This is a genomic window from Sinomonas gamaensis (assembly GCF_005876955.1).
GTDB lineage: Bacteria > Actinomycetota > Actinomycetes > Actinomycetales > Micrococcaceae > Sinomonas > Sinomonas gamaensis.
Window position 1 is genome coordinate 1 of sequence record NZ_SSCL01000011.1, and the last position, 21,188, is coordinate 21,188.

A 21,188-nucleotide genomic window follows, 5' to 3' on the forward strand; every position below is an offset into this window, starting at 1 on the left:
CGCGGATGTCCGCGGGGACGCGCTCGAGGGCCATCACGGCCACGGCGCCGGCGTCCTCGGCGATCTTCGCCTGCTCGACGTTGACGACGTCCATGATGACGCCGCCCTTGAGCATCTCCGCCATCCCACGCTTGACGCGGTCGCTGCCGGTGGTCGGGACGGAAGATTCACGATGTGTATCCATTGGAGTTCTTCTCAATAGGTGTTGGCGTCGATGACGAAGCGGTACCTCACGTCGCTGACGAGGACCCGTTCGTAGGCTTCGTTGATCCCCTCCGCCGCTATGATCTCAACTTCGGCGCCGATCCCGTGGGCAGCACAGAAGTCGAGCATTTCCTGGGTCTGCCGTATGCCGCCCATCTTGGACCCGGCGAGGCTCCGACGGAATCCGGCCAGCGAATAGGCGCGCTGGCTCAGCGGCTCGGTCGGCAATCCGACGAGGACCATGGTCCCGTCCAGGGCAAGGAGGGAAAGGTACTTGTCGAGGTCGATGGGGGCTGAGACGGTGTTGACGATCAGGTCGAAGCTTCCGGCGAGGATGTCGAAGGTGGCCGGATCGGAGGTCGCGTGATAGGAGTGGGCGCCGAGGCGACGTGCGTCCTCCTCCTTCTTCAGGCTTTGGCTCAGCACTGATACCTCTGCGCCCAAGGCTGCGGCGAATTTGACCCCCATGTGGCCGAGGCCGCCCATGCCGACGATGGCGACGCGCGTCCCCGGGCCCACGCCCCAGTTGCGGAGCGGGGAGTACATGGTGATCCCTGCGCAGAGGAGGGGTGCCGCGGCCTCGAGTGGTATCCCCTCGGGGATCCGCACCGCGTAATTCTCGTCGACGACAATGCTCGTGCTGTAGCCGCCCGCGGTCGGGACGCCGTCCCGCCCTATGGAGTTGTAGGTGCTGATGGCTCCCCTGAGGCAGTATTGCTCCTCGCCCGCCCTGCAGCTGGCGCACTCCCGGCAGGAATCGACGAAGCAGCCGACGCCAACGCAATCGCCCACCGCGAAGCGGGTGACCTTCGCCCCCACGGCTTCGACGATGCCGGCAATCTCGTGTCCGACGACCACGGGGTATCTGACGCTGGCCCAGTCTCCACGCGCCGTGTGGATATCGGAATGGCAGATGCCGGTGAATCGGATGCCGATGAGGACCTCGAAGTCGCCGGGGTCCCGGCGTTCGATCACTCCAGGCTGGAGAGGGGAGTCGGCAGAGGCGGCGATGTACGCCTTGGCGAGAGTGGGCATGGTTTGATCCTTGGTCAGGGCGAGGATGCGGCTTTGCGCTGGTTGGCCAGGCGGCCGGACAGGGCGAGTTCTCCGAGTTCTTCGGCGCCGGGCAGTCCGCGTTCGAGGACGGTGACGACGCCTATGCTCGCCTCGACCTGAGAGCGCAGATTGTCCCTGTTGGCGGTGATCCCGGAGATACAGTGCTCCGCGAGTGCGGTGCACTGTGCCGTGAGATCGCTGAGGCGGGCGAAGAGCGAGCGGGCGATGATGGGTTCGAAGGCGTTGAACTGCAAGTCCGCCTCCATCCGGCTCATGAAACCCTCGCCGTGCTTTCGGCCGAGGCGTCGATGGAAGACAGGACTGCGCTGGTGAATTGGGCGGTCGAGGAGGTCCCGCCCACGTCGCGGGTTCCGCCGCCGCTGCGCAGCACCGACTCGAACGCGGACTGCAGGTGGCGGGCTGCCTCCTTGTGGCCGAGGTGCTCGAGCATCATGGCCCCTGACCAGATCTGGCCCACGGGGTTGGCGATTCCCTTGCCGGCGATGTCGGGCGCGGAGCCGTGCACTGGCTCGAAGAGCGAGGGGTGTTTGCGCTCGGGGTTCAGGTTCGCGCTGGGGGCCAGGCCGATGGAGCCGGTCACCGCGCTGGCGAGGTCGGAGAGGATGTCGCCGAGCAGGTTCGAGGCCACGATCACGTCGTAGGACCAGGGCCGCAGGACGAGGTGCGCGGCGAGGGCGTCCACCAGCTCGCTCGTGAGCGCCACCTCGGGGTGGTCGCGCACGGTCTCCTCCACGACCTCGTCCCAGAAGGGCATGGTGTGGACGATGCCGTTGCTCTTGGTCGCCGAGGCGAGCCGGCCGCTGCGGGAGGAGGCCAGCGCCGCGGCGTAGCGGGCCGCGCGGGATACGCCCAGGCGGGTGAAGATGGTCTCCTGCACCGCGCTCTCCTGCGGCAGGCCGCGGTAGATCCGTCCGCCGACCTCGGAATACTCTCCCTCGTTGTTCTCGCGCACGATGAGCAGATCGATCGGATGCTTCGCGGCGAGGGGCGAGGCGACGCCGTCGAGCGTTTTGACCGGGCGGAGGTTGATGTACTGCTGGAACACGCGGCGGATGGGGATCAGAAGTCCCCACAGGGATTCGGCATCGGGCACCTGGGGGGAGCCGACGGCGCCCAGGAAGATTGCGTGGTGCTTGGCGAGCTGCTCGAGCCCGTCAGCCGGCATCATCCGCCCATGCCGGCCGAAGTAGTCCGAGCCCCACTCGAAGTAGGTGAATTCCAGGCTCAGCGAATGGACTTCGGCGACGCGCTGGAGGCAGGCGATGGCGGCCGGGACGACTTCCTGCCCGATGCCGTCCCCGGCGATGACCGCGATCCGGTCGGTGCTCACGAGGCCTCCCGGTCGGCGGCGGCCAGCTGCTCCTGCTCGGCTCCCCAGCTGGCGAGGTTGATGATCGTGCTCTTGGGCTCCGTCATCTCCAGGAGCGCATATTTGACTCCTTCGCGCCCCACTCCAGATTTCTTGAATCCCCCGAAGGGCATGGAGTCAATGCGCACGTCGCTGGTCTCATTGATGACCACGGCGCCTGTCTGAAGTTTCTCCGCGATGGCCAAGGCGTGATTGACGGACTGGGTGAAGATGCCCGCTTGGAGTCCGTATTCGGTGTTGTTGGCAAGGTCGATGGCCTCTGAGACGTCGACGAAGGGGATGAGGCTGACCACGGGACCGAAGACTTCCTCGCGGATCACACGACTCGTCGCCGGGGCACCGGTCAGAACAGTCGGTTCGTAGAAGGCATTGATACGCCTTCCTCCGGTGTGGACGGAGGCACCAGCAGTTTTGGCCTCTTCGACCCACTCCTCGACGCGCCGTGCCTCGGCTTCGGAAATGAGGGGCCCGACGTCCGTGGATGGGTCGAGCTTCGAGCCGACCTTGAGTGCCTTCGTGGCGATGACGACGTCCTCCAGGACCTGCTCGAACAGCGACGTGTGGACGTAGACGCGCTGAACTGAGAGGCAGTTCTGGCCAGCCACACCGAAAGCTCCCGCCACTATGGCCCGTGCTGCCCTAGGAGCATCTGCATCTGCGCAGACGATCGTTGGGTTGTTGCCGCCGAGTTCGGAGAGGATCTTCTTCGCACCCGCGGTGCGTGCAATGCGCTCGGCCGTCTTCGGCCCGCCCGTGAAGGAGATGAGGTCCACGCGGTCGTCGGAGACGAGCGCTTCGGAGACTCCCTGCCCGCTGACGATGGCCGCAAGGCGTCCGGACGGAACTCCGGCTTGGAGCAGGAGGTCGACTAAGGCCAGCGCAGTGAGCGGCGTGCGGGCGGAGGGTTTGAGGACGACGCCGTTGCCTCCAATGAGCGCCGGTCCCAGCTTGTGCGCGACGAGGTTGAGCGGATCGTTGAAGGGTGTGATCGCGGCGATGATCCCGACCGGCTTGCGGCTGTACCAGCCGATCATATTGCCGCCGGCCACGCTGTCCTCGAACCCCAGATTCTCCCCGGTGAGCTCGGTAGAGGCCGCGCCCGAGAGCCGGAGAGTCTCGGTGGCGCGCCGCACTTCGCGCTCGGCTTCCCGGATCGTCTTGCTGCTTTCGGCGGCGATGATGTGCGCGAAGCGCTCAGCCTGTCCTTGGAGCAGCCGCGCCGCCCTCTCGAAGGCCTCCCGACGCGCGCGCAGGGGCCAGTCGTGCGTCTGGACGTGATGGTGAAGATGAGCTATCGCACGGCGGACGTCTTCGGGCCTCGAAGTGCAGACTCTTCCGATCAGGAAAGCGTCCTCGGGATCCCTCACGTCCAACGTCATGTTGGCTTTCTGCCATTGGCCTTCCCAGAAGGCTCCTCCGGGGAGGACGGCGAATTCTGAGCGTTTGTCGGCGGTCTTTGGGCGCGCTTCAGCCGGGTTTGTGGTTGGAAGCATGGGATTCCCTGTTCTGGCTACTTGATCCGGTCGATGATCTTCGCGGCTGCTCCGATGAAGGGCAGGAACCACGGCGGGCCGAAGTGGCCTGGAACGGGCGGGTTCTTCAGGTCTTCCCAGACGTTCGCCGACTTGTCGCCGCCCATGTAGTGCGCCATCCGTTTGCCCATGTGGGCCGCCATCTGCACGCCGTGGCCGCTGTAGTTGAGGGAGTAGAAGAGCCCGTCATGGACGCCGGCGTGGACCATCTGGTCCATCGAGAGGTCTACGAGACCGCCCCAGGTGTAGTCCACCCGGACATTCCCGAGGTAGGGGAAGAGCTCGAGCATGGCCTTGCGGAGAATCTCGCCGCTCTTGACGTCCGAATCGGGGCTTGACAGCGCGAAGCGGGCTCGGCCGCCGAAGAGGAGTCGGTTGTCCGGGGTGATGCGGAAGTAGTACGTGAGCATCTTGCTGTCCGAGGCCATGCGCCGGTTGGGGAGGATCCGGTTCACCACGTCCTCGGGGAGCTGCTCGGTGACGATGATGAAGCTGCCCACAGGGATGACCCGGCGCTGCATCCAGGGGGTGATGCCGCCGGTGTAGCCGCTCGTGGCGACCAGGACCTGCTTGGCTCGGGTGGTCCCGCGGGCCGTGCGGACGTCGTGGGCCGTCCCCGAGACCCTCTTGAGCTCGGTCACGCCCGCGTTCTCGCAGATCTCAGTACCGGCAGCGACGGCAGCCCCGGCGAGGCCGTGGGCGAACTTGCCCACATGGAGCCCTGCACCCATGGGGTCCATCATGGCGCCCTTGTAGAAATCGGTGCCGATCTCGCTGTGAATCTCGGACTTCGGGATCACGTGGACGTGGTGGTCCACCAGCTTGGCGAGCAGCTCCTGGGACTTCCGGAAGCCGTCGTTGTGCGACTCGTGGAAGGCGAGCGAGAGCTTGCCGAAGCGGTTGAAGTCGCAGTCGATCGCGTGGTCGTGCACCAGCTTCTCGATGCTGTCGATGGCGTCGCTGTACTCGCGGAAGTACTGCACCGCGCGGGCTTCGCCGTAGCGCTTGACCGCTGTGCTGAAGCCGATGGCCAGCCCTGTCGTTGCCATCCCGCCGTTGCGGCCGGACGCCCCCCAGCCGACGGTGTGGCGTTCGAAGACGGCGACGTTCGCGCCCTGCTGGGCGAACTCGAGGGCGGCAGAAAGGCCGGTGAAGCCGGCTCCGATGATCGCGACGTCGACGTTCTCCGGCACCGGCGTCTGCCGGTAGTCACCGGAAGGCTCTGCAGTGTCCAGCCAGTAGGGGATGAGTTTCACGAAGATGCCTTTCGCCTCAGGAGATCGGCTGAGAGGCCGAGGTGCTTGTTGAGCTCGTCGAGGGACTTCATGGTGACGTAGTCGTAGCCCTCGGTAATGGGGTCATATCCCCGGTCCAGCAGCACAAGGTTCCTGAAGCCCATGTCGTGCATGGGCATCATGTCGTAGCGCGTGTGGGAGGAGACGTGCAGGAAGTCCCCGGGGGAGGCATTCAGCTTGTCGAGCATGTACTCGAAGGCCTGGTAGCGGGGCTTGTAGGCCCTGGCCTGCTCGGCCGTGTAGACGGCGTGGAAGTCAGCGCCGAGCTTGGGGACGCTGATGTCCAGGAAGCTGTCGTCGGCGTTGGACAGGATCACCAGCTGGTAGTTCTCGCCCATGGTCTTCAGCGGAGCTGGAACGTCCTCATGGGCAACCCAGCCCCGCACTGCCTCGGCAAACTCGGCCCCGGCGCCCGGCGTGGGGCTCAGGCCCCAGAACTTGCAGACGCGGTCGAAGGAATCCTGGAGGACCTGCTCGTAGGGCTTGTAGTCCCCGCACACCTCGTCGTACCGGTACCCGCGGAACACCTTCTTGAAGGCCGGCCACTGCTCCTCCGGCAGACGTCCATCCAGGAGCCGACGGGTGGTGGGGTCGATGTCGAAGTTGATCAGGGTGCCATAGCAGTCGAAGGAGATGTACTTGGGCCGAAAATTGGTCTCTGGCATGATCTGTCCGTTTCGTGAGGGGAGGGAGAGATGCCTGGGCGGCAAGGGGGCGCGAGCCCTGCAGAAGCAATAGTCCAGGAGCGCTCGGCGACTCTTGGTGGTTCGACTGTAGGTAGTCGAATCGTCGATTGTCAACAGTTTGAGCTGCTAAGTTGAGAACTATTCGCAGGTAATGACGCCGAAGGGCGCAAGCGAAAAATATCCTCGTAGACTGTCGACAATCTACCGAATGAGTGGTTCTATTGCTGTAGATCGAGGAAGCGATCCAGATCACAACTGAGCTCAAGCGCCGGGATCACCGCCGATCTCCGGGTAGTCCCGCGGCCCAGGCTTGCGGGGTCCACGTATGCGGTAGCGCCGCCTCCAATCGAGTCATCAGTCCCTGCCGAGGGCATCCGATCCGTCCCTATTGAGGGCATCCGAAGGGAACCACCATGAAGACCAGAAGCAAGGTCCACGCCGCTGCTGCGGCGCTGGGCGTCGTGCTGGCGCTGAGTGCCTGCGGCAATGCCGCGAGCAGCAGCGCCCCCGCGGCCGGCAGCTCGGCCTCCTCTGACACGGCCGACATCTCGGCGGGCGTCCAGCCCGACCCGAGCGCGGTGAAGCTGCTGCCGCAGTCGTACAAGGACAAGGGCGAGCTGAGCGTGGCGATGGACCTGCACTACCCGCCGACGACGTTCCTCGCCCCGGACAACACCACTGCGATCGGGCTGAACCCGGACATCGCCCGGCTGATCGCGGCGAAGCTGGGCCTGAAGCTGAAGTTCGAGAATGTCGTCTTCGACACGATCATCCCCGGCATCCAGGCCAACCGCTACGACTTCACCGTGACGACGATGTCCCCGACGGCGGAGCGGCTGAAGGTCCTGGACATGATCGACTACTTCAAGGCGGGGAATTCCGTGGCGGTGGCTGCGGGGAATCCGATGAAGCTGACCAATGAGAGCCTGTGCGGGAAGAATATCGCGGTCACCGCGGGCTCGACGGGCCAGCTCAAGCGCCTCCCGGCCCTCTCCGAGCAGACCTGCACCTCCAAGGGGCAGCCGGAGATCCATGCCGTGACGCTGCCGAACGTCCAGGAGGCCCTGACCCAGCTGGCCTCCAAGCGCGTGGACGGGATCCTCTACGACACGACCTCGCTGGCGTGGGCGGCGAAGCAGCAGCCCAACGCCTTCACGATCCTGACCCCCCAGATCAACGTCGGCTCCAGCGACGTGACCTCGATCGGGCTGAAGAAGGGCTCGCCGCTGACCCCGGCCCTGCAGGCCGCCGTCCAGTCGGTCCTGAACAGCCCGCAGTACAAGCAGTCCCTGGCGCACTGGGGCCTGGAGTCGGGCGCCATCACGGACGCCAAGCTCGACTAGGGAAGGGCTCCCATGCTGCAAACCACCGGTCACGGAAGTGAACGCAAGACGAGCGTGACGGACCCCGCGCTCAAGCCGCGCCTGCGGCGCCGGGGCGCCTTCGAATACCTCGCGTGGGCCCTGTGCGTCCTGCTGGGCGCGGGGGTCCTCTACTCGGTCTCGACCAACCCGAACTTCCAGTGGGGGGTGGTCGCGAAGTACTTCACCGAGCAGACCATCCTCAACGGCCTGATGCTCACGATCTTCCTCACCGTCGCCACCATGCTCCTGGGGACGCTGCTGGGGCTGGTGCTGGCGATCATGCGGTCCTCCAGGATCAAGCCCGTCGCGCTCACGGCCGGGGTGTACCTGACCCTGTTCCGGGGCACGCCTGTGCTGGTGCAGCTGATCTTCTGGTTCAACATCGCCGCCCTCTACCCGAACCTGACCCTCGGAATCCCGTTCACCGACATCGGCGTGCCGGTGGACATCAACACGCTCATGTCCCCGATCACGGCCGCCCTGGTGGGCCTGACCCTGAACGAGGCCGCCTACATGGCCGAGATCATCCGCGGAGGCTTCTCCGCCGTCGGCAAGGGCCAGATCGAGGCCGCGGACTCCCTCGGCATGGGCTCCTGGACCAAGCTGCGCAAGGTCATCATCCCCCAGGCCATGCCCTCGATCATCCCCGCGACCGGGAACCAGTTCATCGGCATGTTCAAGGAGACCTCCCTGGTGAGCGTGCTCGGGGTGGCCGAGCTGCTCCAGAGCGCCCAGCTGATCTACGCCCGCACCTACGAGACCATCCCGCTGCTGATCGTGGCCAGCCTCTGGTACCTGGTCATGACCCTCGTCCTGAGCTACCCGCAGTCCCTGCTGGAGAAGAGGTACTCCCGCTCCACCTCGCGCCTGCCCAGGAAGGCGAAGAAGGCCGTGCTGACAGAACCGGAAGGAATCGCCCGATGAGCGCCGACGGCACCATCCATGCCCGCGGGATCCGGAAGTCCTTCGGACCCAAGACCGTCCTGCACGAGGTCGACCTCGACGTCGCCTGCGGAGAGGTCTGCTGCATCATCGGCCCCAGCGGCTCCGGCAAGTCCACCCTCCTGCGCTGCCTCAACGGCCTCGAGGAGGTCGACGCCGGGGTGCTGAAGGTCAACGGCGAGGACTTCGGCTACTACGAGACGCCCACCGCCTACCACGCACTGGGCCGGAAGCGGCTCGCCCAGCAGCGCACCCGGATCGGGATGGTGTTCCAGCAGTTCAACCTCTTCCCCAACATGACCGCCCAGGAGAACATCATGGCCGGGCCCGTGCTGGTCAAGGGCGCCGAGAAGCGCCACGCCGCGGAGGAGGCCGAGCGCCTCCTGGCCAGCGTGGGGCTGAGGGGCTTCGGCCACTGCTACCCGGCCCAGCTCTCCGGCGGGCAGCAGCAGCGCGTGGCCATCGCGCGCTCCCTGGCCATGGACCCCCAGATCATGCTCTTCGACGAGCCCACCAGCGCCCTTGACCCGGAGAAGGTCGGCGAGGTCCTGGCCGTGATGAAGGACCTGGCCAAGAAGGGCATGACCATGGTCGTGGTCACCCACGAGATGGGCTTCGCCCGAGAGGTCTCCGACTCCCTGCTGTTCATGGACGAGGGAATCGTCGTCGAACGCGGGGACGCCAGGGAGATCCTCGCCAACCCCAAGGAAGCCCGCACCCAAGCCTTCCTGGAAAGGGTCCTCTGAAATGACCGACGGAAAACTCGCCGTCATCGGCCTGGGCAGCATCGGCAGCATGGCCCTGTGGCAGGCCTCCCGCCTCTCCGACTCGGTCGTCGGCTTCGAAGCGCACGCACCTGCCCACTCCCGCAGCGCGGTGGGCGGGGACACGCGCCTCTTCCGGATGCTCTACCGGGGCCTGCCGGATTACTACCCCATACTCGTCCGATCGAAGGATCTCTGGGGCGAGTTGGAGGCGGAGACTGGGCAGCACATTCTGACCCGGTGCGGGGGACTCTCGATCGGCACGGTCGACGGGCCTTATGTCCCGAAGGTACTCGAAACAGCACGCCTCACTGGAGCTGCTCACGAATTGCTGAGCCGGGAAGCCATGGCGGAACGGTATCCGCAGCACCGTCTCCGGCCCGATGACTGCGCAGTCTTCGATCCGCACGGCGGTGTGCTGCGCACGGATCAGGCTGTTACCGCAGCCGTTGCGGCGGCCCAGACGAACGGTGCCACGGTTCTTGCCGATACTCCGGTCGAGGAAATCCATGAAACTGCCGCCGGTGTTGTCGTCACCTCCGGCTACGACTCCTGGACGTTCGAGAATGTCATCGTGTCTTCGGGGGGCTGGTCCCGGCGGCTCATGCCTCATGTCCTGAGAGCGCAGACGCAGACGCGGCGGATTTTCCTGTCCTGGTTCGTCGCCAGGAATCCTCTCGAATTCTCCCCGGAGAGATTCCCCGTCTTCATTCGCATTTCAGGAGACCGTTCCATGTATGGCGCGCCCAGTGTGGACGGTGTCACCGTCAAGGCGACCTTGGACGGCCGAGGCGCCCCGGCCGGGGGACCCGACTCTGTGCTCCGTGAGCTCACGTCAGCAGAGCTCGAGGAGACCACGGAGACCGTCGCGGACTTCTTTCCCGGACTCTTCCCCACGGTAGTCCGCACCGATGCCTTTCCGGATCTCTACACCTCGGATGGGCATCCGCTCTTGGGCCGACTGGCGGAAGGGAGCAGGGTCTATTTCGCGACAGGGTTCTCTGGGACGGGCTTCAAGATGGCCTCCGGCTATGGCGAGATCGCCGCCCATGAGGCTCTGGGCAAGGAGCTGTTCGAGAACCTTGATTTCGTCCGCCCCTATCGCTTCTCCCCTGCGTAAGAACGGGCGCCACCAGACCCTCGCCAACTGTTGACAATCTGCATTCTGCGGTGGGACTATTGACCTCAGCTACAACTTTGACCAGGGGGCACCATGACGGCAGACGGCGTACTCGTCCTTGAGGGAAGGCCTACCGCGCAGCTCATTGCAGACCACCTGCGCGAGCAGATCGTCCAAGGAATCTTCCGTCCGGGGCAGCAGATCAACGAATCCATGCTGGCCGCCCAGCTGCGGACCTCGCGGGGACCCCTTCGTGAGGCCCTGCAGAGGCTCTGCCAGGAGGGTCTCCTGATCAGCTGGCGCAACCGCGGGGTCTTCGTCCGGGAGCTCTCGGCCGAGGACGTCAAGGAGGTCTACTTCGTGAGGGAGGCCATCGAGACGGCTGCGGCCAAGGCGCTCTTGGGCGCAGGGCAGGAGCGGATCGATAAGACCTGCCGCGTCCTCAAGGGAATCGTCAAAGACTTGGCGAAGCAGGTGGCAGCGTCAGACTGGCAGGCAATCGCCCGCGTCGACTTGGAATTCCACAGGGCCTTCGTCGCTGGCGCCGAAAACAACCGGCTGAATCGGATCTACGAGACGCTTGCGGCGGAATCGAGAATGTGCATCTTGAACCTCGAAGTCTCCTACCCTCGGGCGAATGTGCTGGTCCAGGAACATCAGAACATTCTGGATCTCCTGGAGGCGCGTGACCGAGAAGGACTCCTCGACGCCATTGCCGAGCATATGGAACGCCCTGACGGCCCCTATGCCTGAAGGTTTCCGTGATGGATCCGCTCGGGCCGTTGGGTGAAAGGTGACAGTCGTGGATGAGGGTCAGGCCTTCTGGGCTTGGCCCTCATCGCGTTGGAGGGCGCGCCGGCACCCAGGAGTTGAAGGCGGGGATGCAGGAGCTTTCCGTATGATTGTTGACAGCGCGTTGGCATCCACCTCAGGAAGAGCATGAAGAATCGCCGGGTGCTCGAGCCCATCATGCAGGAGTCCACACCCTCCCTTATCGCAGCTCAGCTCAGGAGGAATATAGCGGACGGCGCCTTGGCCCCCGGCACCCAGCTCGTCGAGGCGGACATCGCAGGGGAGCTCGGCGTGAGCCGCGGCCCCGTTCGCGAGGCCATCCAGCGGCTCACTCAAGAAGGCCTTCTGGTGAGCATTCGCAACAGGGGGGTCTTCGTCTCGGAGATCGACGAGAGCGATATCCGTGACATCTATGAGGCAAGGACAGCGGTCGAGAAGGCGGCGGGAGGAATCCTGGCCCAGCGGGATCATGCCCGTGCAGGGGCCGAGCTCCTGCGGTTCGTGGAGCGCATGGACAAGGCCAGCGCGGCCGGGGACGGGTCCGCGATCTCGGAAGCGGACATGGCGTTTCATCAAAAGCTGGTTGAGTTGGCGGCAAGCCCAAGGCTCTCGAGGATCCACGCCACCCTCCTGACTGAGACCCGCATGTGCCTCAACCGTCTGCAGGGGCGCTTCGAGGACGAGTCGGCCCGGGTGGCGGAGCACCGTGGCATTGCGGAGGCAATCCGCGACGGAGAGCGCGATCTGCTGATGGACCGGCTCGACGCGCACAAGGACGATGCTCTCGTCAGGCTGCTTTCAGCCCACGAGGGAAACAAGACAACAGCTTCGTAGCTGTACCCCGCCAAGCTCGCGCCCAACAATTCGTTGGATCCTATGATTGTTGACAATCAGAGGATCCGCGCCAACAATTGAGTGAGCGGCGTTGCAGCCTCCAGCAAACGGCTGGTGCACATCTCTCAGCCGCGGCCAGCACCTCCGACTCTTCGACCTCCCTGCGGGAGGAGTCCATGCCGCTGGCCTCACCCGTATGAGAAAGAGGCACACTGTGGCTTCGTTGAGCCCCCTCCTGAAGCAGGCGACCCCGGTAGTCGTCGACCACGCCTCCGGCAGCTGGATCTTCGGCACCGACGGCGAGCAGTATCTTGACTTCACCACCGGCATCGGCGTGACGAGCACCGGGCACTGTCACCCGAAGGTCGTCGCCGCCGCCCGCGAGCAGGTCGGCAAGATCATCCATGCCCAGTACACGACTGTCATGCACAAGCCCCTGCTCGAGCTCACCGAGAAGCTCGGCGAGGTCCTGCCAAATGGGCTCGACTCCGTCTTCTACGCCAATTCCGGCTCCGAGGCCGTGGAGGCCGCGATTCGCCTGGCCCGCATGGCAACCGGCCGGCCCAACATCGTCGTGTTCCAAGGCGGCTTCCACGGCCGCACCGTCGCCGCTGCCTCCCTCACCACCGCCGGGACCAAGTTCTCCGCCGGCTTCGCCCCGCTCATGGCCGGCGTGCACATGTCGGCCTTCCCGTACGCCTACCGCTACGGGATGGACGAGGCAAGTGCCGTCGCGTTCGCCCTCAAGGAGCTGGACTACCTCCTCAAGACCCGCACGGCCCCCAACGACACCGCGGCGTTCCTCATTGAGCCGGCTCTCGGCGACGGCGGCTACCTTCCCACACCGCCGGCGTTCATGGACGGCCTGCGCGAGCGTGCCGACCGGCATGGCATCAAGCTGATCTTCGACGAGGTCCAGGCCGGTGTCGGCCGCACGGGCAAGTTCTGGGGCCACCAGCACTCCAACGCGACCCCGGACATCCTCATCACCGCCAAGGGCATCGCCTCCGGCTTCCCCATCTCCGCCATCGCTGCTTCCGCCGAGACCATGTCGAAGGCCTGGCCGGGTTCACAGGGCGGCACCTACGGCGGCAACGCCGTAGCCGCGGCGGCCGGCGTCGCTACCCTCGAAGTGATCCAGGAGGAGGGGCTCGTCGAGAACGCGCGGGTGCGCGGGAACCAGCTCCTCGCCGGGCTCAACGAGATCCAGACGCGCTTCCCGGCGATCGGCAACGTCCGCGGCATCGGCCTCATGGCCGGCATCGAATTCACCGCACCCGACGGCACGGCGGATGCCGCCACGGCCGCAGCCGTGCAGCAGGCAACCGTCGACCAGCACCTCCTGACCCTCACGTGCGGCCCGGAGGGCAACGTCGTCCGGCTCATCCCAGCCCTCATTGTGACGGAGGCGGAGATCGCGGCAGGGCTTGACCGCTTCCAAGCGGCCGTGGAGGCAGTGGCCAGCGCCCCTGAAACCGTGGGCGTCGGCTCCTAGCCGCTTGCAGCACAGATAGACCCGCAACTCATCCACCCCCTGCGAAAAGCAACAAAGGAGACCCTCATGACCATTACGTCCCCGCTCCTCGAAGAGCTTCAAGTCGACCTGTTCATCGACGGCCAGTGGACGCCGTCGTCGTCCCAGAAGCGCTTCCATGTCGAGAACCCGGCAACATTCGAGACCATCGCGCATGTCGCGGACGGCACGGTGGAGGATGCCCAGCGCGCCATCGAAGCCGCCGGCCGCGCCCAGACCGCCTGGGGAAAGACCTCCCCGCGCTTCCGCGCCGACATCCTGCGGAAGGCGTACGAGATCATCCTGGCCCGCGCCGACGAGCTCGCCGCCATCATGACTGCCGAGATGGGCAAGCCCCTCACAGAGGCCAAGGGCGAAATTGCGTACGGAGCGGAGTTCTTCCGCTGGTTCTCAGAAGAAGCGGCGAGGATCGACGGCGACAGCACCACTTCCGTCGACGGCAGCAATCGCATCGTGGTCACCAAGGAGCCTGTCGGCCCGGCTGTGCTCGTGACGCCCTGGAACTTCCCCCTCGCCATGGGCACCCGCAAGATCGGCACCGCCATCGCGGCCGGCTGCACCATGGTCTTCAAGCCTGCCGAGCTCACCCCGCTGACCTCCCTCGCCCTCGCAGGGATCCTGCAGGAGGCGGGGCTCCCGGCGGGGGTCCTGAACGTGGTCACGACCTCGAGCGCCTCCTCGGTCGTCAGCGTCTGGATGAACAGCGGCATCGCCCGCAAGATCAGCTTCACCGGCTCCACCGAGGTGGGGAAGATCCTGCTCCGCCAGGCAGCCGAGAACGTCATGCGGTCCTCCATGGAGCTCGGCGGCAACGCCCCCTTCATCGTGCTCGCCGACGCCGACCTTGACCGCGCCGTCGAAGGGGCCATTGCCGCGAAGATGCGCAACATGGGAGAAGCCTGCACCGCCGCGAACCGCCTCTACGTCCACCGGGACATTGCCGAGGAGTTCAGCCGCCGCTTCGCCGAGCGCATGGAGGCCCTCCGCGTCGGGGACGGAGCACTCCCGGGGACGCAGGTGGGCCCTCTCATCGACCAGGATGGCCTTGACAAGGTCCAGCACCTCGTCGACGACGCCGTCGCCAAGGGGGCCAAGGTCCTCACAGGAGGCTTCCGGCCAGAGGGCCCCGGCTACTTCTACAAGCCGACGGTCCTTGTCGATGTCCCTGCCGAGGCTGAGATAAGCCGCACCGAGATCTTCGGCCCAGTCGCACCGATCAGCGTCTTCGACTCCGAGGACGAGGTCCTCCGCATGGCGAACGACACCGAATGGGGTTTGGTCGGGTATGTCTTCACTCAGGACCTCGACAAGGCCGCCAGATTCTCCGCCGAGCTCGAGGTCGGAATGGTCGGGGTGAACACCGGCATCGTCTCCAACCCTGCCGCGCCCTTCGGCGGCGTCAAGCAGTCCGGGCTCGGCCGCGAGGGCGGTCGTGTGGGAATCGACGAGTTTCTCGAGTACAAGTACGCGGCTATCCCTGTCCCGAAAGGGTGAAAGAGAACCGTCGTTTTTCTACAATCTACTGTTGACAATCTACCATGATGCGGATCACACTGGAGGAAAGGCAGTTTGGAAGCGAAGGCCGGGCGAGGACGATGAACACAGCGAGGCGGGGCGTGGACACCTCGGTTAGGCCAAGGGCCGACGCTCTGTGGCGACTGCCCTCGACCAGACTGCTCCGGCATCAGGATCGGGTCACCAGGACAGGGAGTCTTTGCCCGACCAGTGGGGCGTGGACCTGCGAGGCCTGGCCGTGCGCGGCGGTCGTCGTCCTGGAGGGCGAAGTCATGCCCGCTCTCGAGGGGGAGGCTGTGGAGTGGCACTACTCCATCACGCTGAACCCCATTCTGACTCTCGAGTTGGGGTAAGCCCACACTGTCCTATGCCTGCTCGTAGCAGGCACCAAGGACACCGAGGTCAGCTCTCCTCAAAGCATCACAGGCCTCTGGGGATTCAACGGGGCCATCCAAAGCACTTGGAAGGAAGAGGCGCCATGAAGGCGAGGTCACTTTTCGCTCATGGTCACAGGATCGATCAGTCCGCCAGAACCTCGGTCCCGGATCTCAAGATGCTCGAATGGGAAGCATTCCTTGAGGATGCGATCCCTGCATTCAACGCAGTCCTCGAAGAATCGTCCGTGTTCGAAAGGAACAGCGATTTTCAAGGACTGCCGTCGGCCCCGTAATGAGCATTATCAAAATCTGCAAGACGATTAGGAGAATCATATGCAGCCCTACGTGCACGTGCCTTCCGCAAAGATCCTCGGGGAGCTCGAGCCCAACGGCCACCGTCCCGGATATGACTCAGGCGACCCCGTAACGTCGATCTTGAGGTTCAATACAGGAATCAAGAGCGGAGTGTGGGAGTGCCAGCCCGGCGGCTGGGATGTGACACCTCGTGAGGACACCGAAGTGTGCTATATCGTCAGCGGCCGCGCAACGGTCACCGACGGGAGCGACGGTGCGCGCTACGAGATCGCGGGCGGTGACGTGATCGTGCAGCCCAAGGACTGGTCCGGTCGCTGGGAGGTTACCGAGACGATTCGCAAGGTCTACTGCCACGGCTTCGACTGAGCCGCCGTCTAGGGGGACGGCCTGGGAGTGGCCGCCGCATTCGCCAGCCGCGGCGTCGGCTACTCGCGCAAGGCCCCGATGTGCACGAGAAGCTCGCGCTCGGCAGCGTCGAGGTACCAGCGCAGTTCCTCGGCCGCCTCCTCACGGTGCCCGGCGCGGATCTGCTCCACAAGGGCTGCGTTGCGCTCGACGTAGTGGCTGTGGAAGTCCGGTGTGGTGGCCATGGCGTGGAAGACGAGACGCATCTCGGCGAGGACCTTGTCCATCAGCTCCTGCAGCGACGGGCTGCCGGACAGGGCGACGAGTGCCTTGTGCAGCTCCTGGTTCGCGTCTGCCATGCCCGGCACGGACTGTGCCTCCCGCGCTGCACGGGCCTTGGCGATGATCGGGTCGAAGATGTCCAGCGCCTCGGTCGGGAAGTTCCCCCAGAGCACTGCGGCGGGCTCGATCAGGCGCCGGACCCGGTAGATCTCCCGGATCTCTTCCTCGCCGGGCGCCGCGACGAAGACGCCGCGGTTCGGGATGCGCCGCACCACTGACTCTCCGGCGAGGACGGTAAACGCCTCCCGCAAGGTGTTGCGGGAGACGCCGAGCGCCTCGGACAGCTTCTGTTCCGAGAGCTTGGTCCCGGGCGGCAGCTGGCCGGCGGAGATGCGCGAGCGCAGGACTGCCGCCACCCACGCGCCGGTATGGGCGTGGGGTGCGTGGTCGCCCTCGGCGAGGCCGGCGAGTGCGGCATTTCTGGCCATGGCTCCAATGTATCCAATTGGCCGTACCAGTTGCCGCGCGGGACTTCCGGGGGGCTGGCTAGCCGATCCGGCCCAGCAGCTCCCCGCGGGCGACGGCGGCACCGGGCTCCTGCTTGCTGCGCTCGAGGGTTCCGCTCCGGTGCGCTTGGACCACCGTCTCCATCTTCATCGCCTCCAGCACCGCCACGGGCTGGCCTGCTTCGACGGTGTCACCAGACTCGGCCAGCCACTTCACCAGGGTGCCCGACATCGGCGCCGCGAGTTCGCCGTCGTCGGCCACCGCTACCGTGGGGTGGCCGGGGGAAGCGTTGCCGCCCCCGCCGTTCATGAGAGCCTCGAACAGGCGCGCGGGGACTCCGAGCTGAACGGCCTTGCCGTCCAGCTCCACGGTGAAGGTGGTGCGGGCGGCGTCGGGGGCCGTGCGGGCAAGCTCCGGCGAGGCTGCGAGTGTCTGGGCGAACTCGCTCTCGATCCACGTCGTGTGGACGCGGAAGGCGTCCTCGGCGGTGAAGTCTGGGTCGCGGACAACCGCGCGGTGGAACGGCAGGACGGTGGGCAGACCCTCGATGCGCATCTCCTCGAGCGCGGCGCGGGCGCGGCGCAGCGCCTGGGGCCGGTCCTCGCCGACGACGATGAGCTTGGCCAGCAGCGAGTCGTACTCCCCGGGCACCACGGAACCGGAGCGGACGCCCGTGTCCACGCGGATGCCGCGCCCGGTGGGAGCCTCGAAGGCCTCGACAGTGCCGGGGCCGGGGAGGAAGCCGCGGGCGGGGTCCTCGGCGTTGAGCCGGAACTCGAATGCATGGCCCCTGGGCTGGGGGTCTGCGGTGAGGGTGAGGGGCTTGCCGGCGGCAATGCGGAACTGCTCGCGAACCAGGTCCACGCCTGAGGTCTCCTCGGTGACCGGGTGCTCCACCTGGAGGCGGGTGTTCACTTCGAGGAAGGAGATCGTCCCGTCCTTGCCCACGAGGTACTCGACCGTCCCGGCACCGTGGTAATCCGCCTCACGGCAGATGGCCTTGGCGGACTCATGGATCAGCGCGCGCTGTTCCGGGGTGAGGAAGGGGGCAGGGGCCTCCTCCACGAGCTTCTGGTTGCGGCGCTGCAGGGAGCAGTCGCGGGTGCCGACGACGATGACGTTGCCGTGGATGTCTGCGAGGACCTGCGCCTCCACATGCCTGGGCTGATCCAGGAACCGCTCGACGAAGCACTCGCCACGGCCGAACGCCACCGTGGACTCGCGGACCGCGGAGTCGAAGGCGTCCTCCACGTCCTCCAGCCGGCGGGCGACCTTCAGGCCGCGGCCGCCGCCGCCGAAGGCCGCCTTGATCGCGATCGGCAGGCCATGCTGCTGCGCGAACGCCAGAGCCTCCTCCGCGTTCGCAACAGGGCCGTCGCTGCCGGGAACGAGCGGCGCGCCGGCGCGCACGGCAATATCGCGGGCAGTGACCTTGTTGCCGAGGGCACGGATAGACTCCGGGCTCGGTCCGATCCAGGTCAGCCCGGCCTCGATCACGGCCTGGGCGAATTCGGCGTTCTCGGAGAGGAAGCCGTAGCCAGGGTGGACGGCGTCGGCACCGGAGCGGCGGGCGACGTCGATGAGCTTGGCGATGTCCAGATAGGTCTCCGAGCTCGCCGACCCGGTCAGGGCAAAGGCCTCGTCGGCGATCCGGACATGGAGGGCGTCCGCGTCAGGGTCGGAGTAGACGGCGACGGACTGCAGTCCGGCGTCGGAGCAGGCGCGGGCAACCCGCACGGCGATCTCGCCGCGGTTGGCGATCAGGACCTTCTTCATGGCTGGATTCCTTGAAAAGCTGGTTCGGGGGCGAGGGGTTCGAGGGTGGCGGGGTCCACCGGAGTGAACTGCACCCGGTGGCCGGGCGGCAGCTGGGCCGCTGTGGGGAGGTCCTCGGGTACGACGACGGCGATCACCGGGTAGCCGCCGGTGACCGGGTGGTCGGCCAGGAATAGGACGGGGTGGCCGCTGGGCGGCACCTGCAGGGAACCGGCGACGGCTCCCTCGCTGGGCAGCTCGCCCTCGCGGCTGCGCTGCAGAGCGCGAGCGGGCGCTCCGTCGTCCGCCGCTGCGGCCGGAGGAGCGGGGGCGAGGCGGACGCCGATGCGGTTGGACTGCTCGGTGACCACCCAGTCCTGGCGCAACGCCTCGAGGGCATCCTCGCTGAACCAGTCCTCCCGGGGCCCGAGGACTACTCGCAGCTCCGTCACAGTCTGGCCCAGTCCGAGGGTCGACGCCTCGGAGAGACCCACAGGCCGGACGCCTTCGACTGCCCCCACGGGCAGCACCGTGCCCGGAGCGAGGGCGGCCGGGCCGATCCCGGACATGGAGTCCGTGGAGCGACTCCCCAGAACGGCGGGCACGTCCAGGCCGCCGCGGGCGGCGACGTAGCTGCGCAGGCCGAGGGCTGGGGCGCCGAGGCTGAGGGTCTCGCCGTCGAGCAGTGCGAAGGGGCCGCACATGGCCGGACGGTGGACGAGCTGCCCGGTCGGGCTGCGGATCTCGAGGGGAACGCTCGCCCCGGCCACCGCGAGCACCTGGTCGCCGCGGGCGCGGACGGTCAGCCCGCCGAGGAGATTCTCGACGACGGCCGCGCCCGGCTCATTGCCGACCAGTCGGTTGGCCTGCCGTGCGGACTGCTGGTCCGCGGCCCCTGCGGCGGAGACACCAAGGTCTCCGAGGCCGGGGCGGCCGAGGTCTTCCAGCAGGGACTGCAGGCCGGTGGACTCGACGAGCAGCGCGCTCTCGGGGGCCCGGACCTCATCGGGTGCGGGGGATGAATCGACCTCGTCGGCCGTGCTGCTCGCTGCCAGCCGGAGGGACTCGCGGACGGCGACGTAGCGGACGGTGTCGCCCGGGCGGACCAGCGCTGGGGATTCCCGTTCGAGGTCCCACATCACCGCGTCCGTGTGGCCGATCAGCTGCCATCCGCCGGGGGACTGGCGTGGGTAGACGGCGGAGAAGCCGCCGGCGAGGGCCACCGAGCCGGCGGGGACGGCGGTGCGGGGGGAGCTGCGGCGGGGGACGTCCACGCTGGAGTTCTCGCCGACGAGATACGTGAAGCCCGGGGCGAAGCCGCCGAAGGCGGCGGTCCAGAGCTGTCCGGTGTGGGCGGCCACGACGCCGTCGGCGCCCAAGCCGGTCAGCCGACCGACCTCGGCGAGGTCCTCGCCGTCGTACACCACTTCAATGGTGATTTCGCGCTCGATGGTGATTTCGCGCTCGATGGTGATCTCGCGACCAGCGGCGAGCTGCCCGGCGTCCAGCTCCAGCTCCAGCTGCGGAAGGGTCTGGCGGGCGGCCGCGGTGGTTGCGTGGGAAGAGAAGGTCACGAGGACTGTGGCGGCCGCGGCGACGGCTTCGAGCTGACCGGGGAGCGGCTTGGTCCTCAGGCGGGTGTGCAGCGCGAGCACGGACTCCAGATCGGACAGCTCGACGAGCAGGCCGCGTCGGCCCGCCCAACGGAGGCCGGTGACGCTCACACGAAGCTCCGGACCGTCACGCCGGCCGCTTCAAGGCCTTCTCGGACCGCGCCCGCCATTGCCACTGCGCCTGGGGTGTCCCCATGGACGCAGATGCTGTCCGCCTGCACGTCCAGTACCGACCCGTCGCGAGCCACAATCTTGCCCTCCGTGGCCAGACGGACCATGTTCTCCACGATCACGGCGTTGTCGTGGAGCACCGACCCGGGCTCGCGGCGGGACACGAGGGTCCCATCCGGGTTGTACGCGCGGTCGGCGAACGCCTCGCGGACGGTCCGCAGGCCACGCTCCTCGGCTTTTCGCAGCGCCACTGCACCGGGCAGCAGCAGGAGCGGGAGGTCCGGATTGTAGGAGTGCACCGCGTCGACCACGGCCTGGGCGTGGGCCTCGTGGTGGACGATCGTGTTGTACAGGGCTCCGTGGGGCTTCACGTACTTGATCTGCGAGCCGGCCACGCGGGCCAGGCCCTCCAAAGCGCCGAGCTGGTAGACGACGTCGTCCGCCAGTTCGGTGGGGGAGCAGTCCACGAAGCGGCGACCGAAGCCAGCGAGGTCGCGATAGCCTACGTGCGCCCCGATGGTCACGCCCGCGGCCACGGCGTCCCGGCAGGTGCGGGCGATGGTTGTCGGGTCGCCAGCGTGGAAGCCGCACGCGACATTGGCGCTCGATACGTGGTGGAAGACCGCGGCGTCGTCGCCCATGGTCCAGTTGCCGAACGACTCGCCGACGTCGCTGTTCAGATCGATGTAAGGCATTGTGATCCCCGTCTCAGGTTGGTTCTGCATCCATGATGCCCGAAGGAGGAGGATTGTTCAACAATTCGGCCTGAGTTTTAAAGGAGGAGTGTGATGCGCT

The 21,188-nt window shown here is 66.5% G+C and carries 19 protein-coding genes and 1 pseudogene; 9 read left to right on the top strand and 11 right to left on the bottom strand.

What is annotated here, in order from left to right; translation table 11 throughout:
- The 7 genes and pseudogenes from E5679_RS14270 to E5679_RS14300 form a co-directional block, all read right to left on the bottom strand.
- Window positions 1–184 (bottom strand): annotated as a pseudogene (locus E5679_RS14270) (pyridoxal 5'-phosphate synthase lyase subunit PdxS); the annotation flags it as partial.
- An 11-nt stretch (window positions 185–195) separates the two neighbouring features.
- On the bottom strand, window positions 196–1,239 hold the full coding sequence (locus tag E5679_RS14275) for an NAD(P)-dependent alcohol dehydrogenase (RefSeq protein WP_138417020.1): 1,044 nt from the start codon (window positions 1,237–1,239) through the stop codon (window positions 196–198).
- A 14-nt stretch (window positions 1,240–1,253) separates the two neighbouring features.
- Window positions 1,254–1,535 carry a hypothetical protein gene (locus E5679_RS14280; RefSeq protein ID WP_212746962.1) on the bottom strand — a complete coding sequence of 94 codons (282 nt, stop codon included), beginning with the start codon at window positions 1,533–1,535 and terminating at the stop codon, window positions 1,254–1,256.
- Window positions 1,532–2,611 carry a tartrate dehydrogenase gene (locus tag E5679_RS14285; RefSeq protein WP_138417022.1) on the bottom strand — a complete coding sequence of 360 codons (1,080 nt, stop codon included), beginning with the start codon at window positions 2,609–2,611 and terminating at the stop codon, window positions 1,532–1,534. The genes E5679_RS14280 and E5679_RS14285 overlap by 4 nt, the downstream gene beginning before the upstream one ends.
- Window positions 2,608–4,029: an aldehyde dehydrogenase family protein gene (locus tag E5679_RS14290; protein WP_249336150.1), complete on the bottom strand. Its 1,422-nt coding sequence runs from the start codon at window positions 4,027–4,029 to the stop codon at window positions 2,608–2,610. The genes E5679_RS14285 and E5679_RS14290 overlap by 4 nt, the downstream gene beginning before the upstream one ends.
- Window positions 4,030–4,160: 131 nt before the next feature.
- Window positions 4,161–5,438, bottom strand: a complete 1,278-nt coding sequence (locus E5679_RS14295; protein WP_138417026.1) for an NAD(P)/FAD-dependent oxidoreductase — start codon at window positions 5,436–5,438, stop codon at window positions 4,161–4,163.
- On the bottom strand, window positions 5,435–6,142 hold the full coding sequence (locus E5679_RS14300) for a haloacid dehalogenase type II (RefSeq protein WP_138417028.1): 708 nt from the start codon (window positions 6,140–6,142) through the stop codon (window positions 5,435–5,437). Before E5679_RS14300 ends, E5679_RS14295 begins: the two co-directional genes overlap by 4 nt.
- 434 nt (window positions 6,143–6,576) lie before the next feature.
- Here E5679_RS14300 and E5679_RS14305 point away from each other — a divergent pair, with 434 nt between their 5' ends.
- The 9 genes from E5679_RS14305 to E5679_RS14345 all read left to right on the top strand — a co-directional run bounded on the left by E5679_RS14305 (window position 6,577) and on the right by E5679_RS14345 (window position 16,086).
- Complete coding sequence (locus E5679_RS14305; RefSeq protein ID WP_138417030.1) at window positions 6,577–7,506, top strand: ABC transporter substrate-binding protein; 930 nt, start codon at window positions 6,577–6,579, stop codon at window positions 7,504–7,506.
- Window positions 7,507–7,518: 12 nt separating this feature from the next.
- Entirely contained in the window at window positions 7,519–8,451 is a 933-nt protein-coding gene (locus tag E5679_RS14310; RefSeq protein ID WP_138417032.1) for an amino acid ABC transporter permease, read from the top strand.
- Window positions 8,448–9,215, top strand: coding sequence for an amino acid ABC transporter ATP-binding protein (locus E5679_RS14315; protein ID WP_138417034.1), 768 nt, complete (start codon window positions 8,448–8,450; stop codon window positions 9,213–9,215). The genes E5679_RS14310 and E5679_RS14315 overlap by 4 nt, the downstream gene beginning before the upstream one ends.
- Window position 9,216: 1 nt before the next feature.
- Window positions 9,217–10,353 carry an N-methyl-L-tryptophan oxidase gene (gene solA / locus E5679_RS14320; RefSeq protein ID WP_138417036.1) on the top strand — a complete coding sequence of 379 codons (1,137 nt, stop codon included), beginning with the start codon at window positions 9,217–9,219 and terminating at the stop codon, window positions 10,351–10,353.
- A gap of 93 nt (window positions 10,354–10,446) precedes the next feature.
- Window positions 10,447–11,106 carry a GntR family transcriptional regulator gene (locus E5679_RS14325; RefSeq protein ID WP_138417037.1) on the top strand — a complete coding sequence of 220 codons (660 nt, stop codon included), beginning with the start codon at window positions 10,447–10,449 and terminating at the stop codon, window positions 11,104–11,106.
- Between the two features lie 201 nt (window positions 11,107–11,307).
- Window positions 11,308–11,979, top strand: coding sequence for a GntR family transcriptional regulator (locus E5679_RS14330; protein ID WP_249336151.1), 672 nt, complete (start codon window positions 11,308–11,310; stop codon window positions 11,977–11,979).
- A gap of 214 nt (window positions 11,980–12,193) precedes the next feature.
- The gene (locus tag E5679_RS14335) at window positions 12,194–13,474 is read left to right on the top strand and encodes an aspartate aminotransferase family protein (protein ID WP_212746963.1); all 1,281 of its coding nucleotides are present in this window, start codon (window positions 12,194–12,196) and stop codon (window positions 13,472–13,474) included.
- 66 nt (window positions 13,475–13,540) lie between these two features.
- The gene (locus E5679_RS14340; RefSeq protein WP_138417044.1) at window positions 13,541–15,007 is read left to right on the top strand and encodes an NAD-dependent succinate-semialdehyde dehydrogenase; all 1,467 of its coding nucleotides are present in this window, start codon (window positions 13,541–13,543) and stop codon (window positions 15,005–15,007) included.
- 731 nt (window positions 15,008–15,738) lie between these two features.
- Window positions 15,739–16,086, top strand: a complete 348-nt coding sequence (locus E5679_RS14345) for a cupin domain-containing protein (RefSeq protein ID WP_138417046.1) — start codon at window positions 15,739–15,741, stop codon at window positions 16,084–16,086.
- 59 nt (window positions 16,087–16,145) lie between these two features.
- On the opposite strand, the gene E5679_RS14350 is transcribed toward E5679_RS14345, so the two are convergent.
- Genes E5679_RS14350 through E5679_RS14365 form a run of 4 tightly spaced genes read right to left on the bottom strand, consistent with a single transcriptional unit; the run spans window position 16,146 to window position 21,088 of the window.
- On the bottom strand, window positions 16,146–16,835 hold the full coding sequence (locus tag E5679_RS14350; protein ID WP_138417048.1) for a GntR family transcriptional regulator: 690 nt from the start codon (window positions 16,833–16,835) through the stop codon (window positions 16,146–16,148).
- 58 nt (window positions 16,836–16,893) lie between these two features.
- Entirely contained in the window at window positions 16,894–18,630 is a 1,737-nt protein-coding gene (locus E5679_RS14355; protein WP_138417050.1) for an acetyl/propionyl/methylcrotonyl-CoA carboxylase subunit alpha, read from the bottom strand.
- Window positions 18,627–20,333, bottom strand: a complete 1,707-nt coding sequence (locus E5679_RS14360; RefSeq protein ID WP_138417052.1) for a 5-oxoprolinase subunit B/C family protein — start codon at window positions 20,331–20,333, stop codon at window positions 18,627–18,629. The genes E5679_RS14355 and E5679_RS14360 overlap by 4 nt, the downstream gene beginning before the upstream one ends.
- Window positions 20,330–21,088, bottom strand: coding sequence for a LamB/YcsF family protein (locus tag E5679_RS14365; RefSeq protein WP_138417054.1), 759 nt, complete (start codon window positions 21,086–21,088; stop codon window positions 20,330–20,332). The genes E5679_RS14360 and E5679_RS14365 overlap by 4 nt, the downstream gene beginning before the upstream one ends.
- Between the last annotated feature and the right edge of the window lie 100 nt (window positions 21,089–21,188).

Excerpts from the sequence above, each read along its gene's own strand:
- E5679_RS14275 (WP_138417020.1), bottom strand. The coding sequence starts at position 1,239 with ATGCCCACTCTCGCCAAGGCGTACATCGCCGCCTCTGCCGACTCCCCT.
- E5679_RS14280 (WP_212746962.1), bottom strand. The coding sequence starts at position 1,535 with ATGAGCCGGATGGAGGCGGACTTGCAGTTCAACGCCTTCGAACCCATC.
- E5679_RS14290 (WP_249336150.1), bottom strand. The coding sequence starts at position 4,029 with ATGACGTTGGACGTGAGGGATCCCGAGGACGCTTTCCTGATCGGAAGA.
- E5679_RS14300 (WP_138417028.1), bottom strand. The coding sequence starts at position 6,142 with ATGCCAGAGACCAATTTTCGGCCCAAGTACATCTCCTTCGACTGCTAT.
- E5679_RS14305 (WP_138417030.1), top strand. The coding sequence starts at position 6,577 with ATGAAGACCAGAAGCAAGGTCCACGCCGCTGCTGCGGCGCTGGGCGTC.
- E5679_RS14310 (WP_138417032.1), top strand. The coding sequence starts at position 7,519 with ATGCTGCAAACCACCGGTCACGGAAGTGAACGCAAGACGAGCGTGACG.
- E5679_RS14315 (WP_138417034.1), top strand. The coding sequence starts at position 8,448 with ATGAGCGCCGACGGCACCATCCATGCCCGCGGGATCCGGAAGTCCTTC.
- solA (WP_138417036.1), top strand. The coding sequence starts at position 9,217 with ATGACCGACGGAAAACTCGCCGTCATCGGCCTGGGCAGCATCGGCAGC.
- E5679_RS14325 (WP_138417037.1), top strand. The coding sequence starts at position 10,447 with ATGACGGCAGACGGCGTACTCGTCCTTGAGGGAAGGCCTACCGCGCAG.
- E5679_RS14340 (WP_138417044.1), top strand. The coding sequence starts at position 13,541 with ATGACCATTACGTCCCCGCTCCTCGAAGAGCTTCAAGTCGACCTGTTC.
- E5679_RS14345 (WP_138417046.1), top strand. The coding sequence starts at position 15,739 with ATGCAGCCCTACGTGCACGTGCCTTCCGCAAAGATCCTCGGGGAGCTC.
- E5679_RS14350 (WP_138417048.1), bottom strand. The coding sequence starts at position 16,835 with ATGGCCAGAAATGCCGCACTCGCCGGCCTCGCCGAGGGCGACCACGCA.
- E5679_RS14355 (WP_138417050.1), bottom strand. The coding sequence starts at position 18,630 with ATGAAGAAGGTCCTGATCGCCAACCGCGGCGAGATCGCCGTGCGGGTT.
- E5679_RS14365 (WP_138417054.1), bottom strand. The coding sequence starts at position 21,088 with ATGCCTTACATCGATCTGAACAGCGACGTCGGCGAGTCGTTCGGCAAC.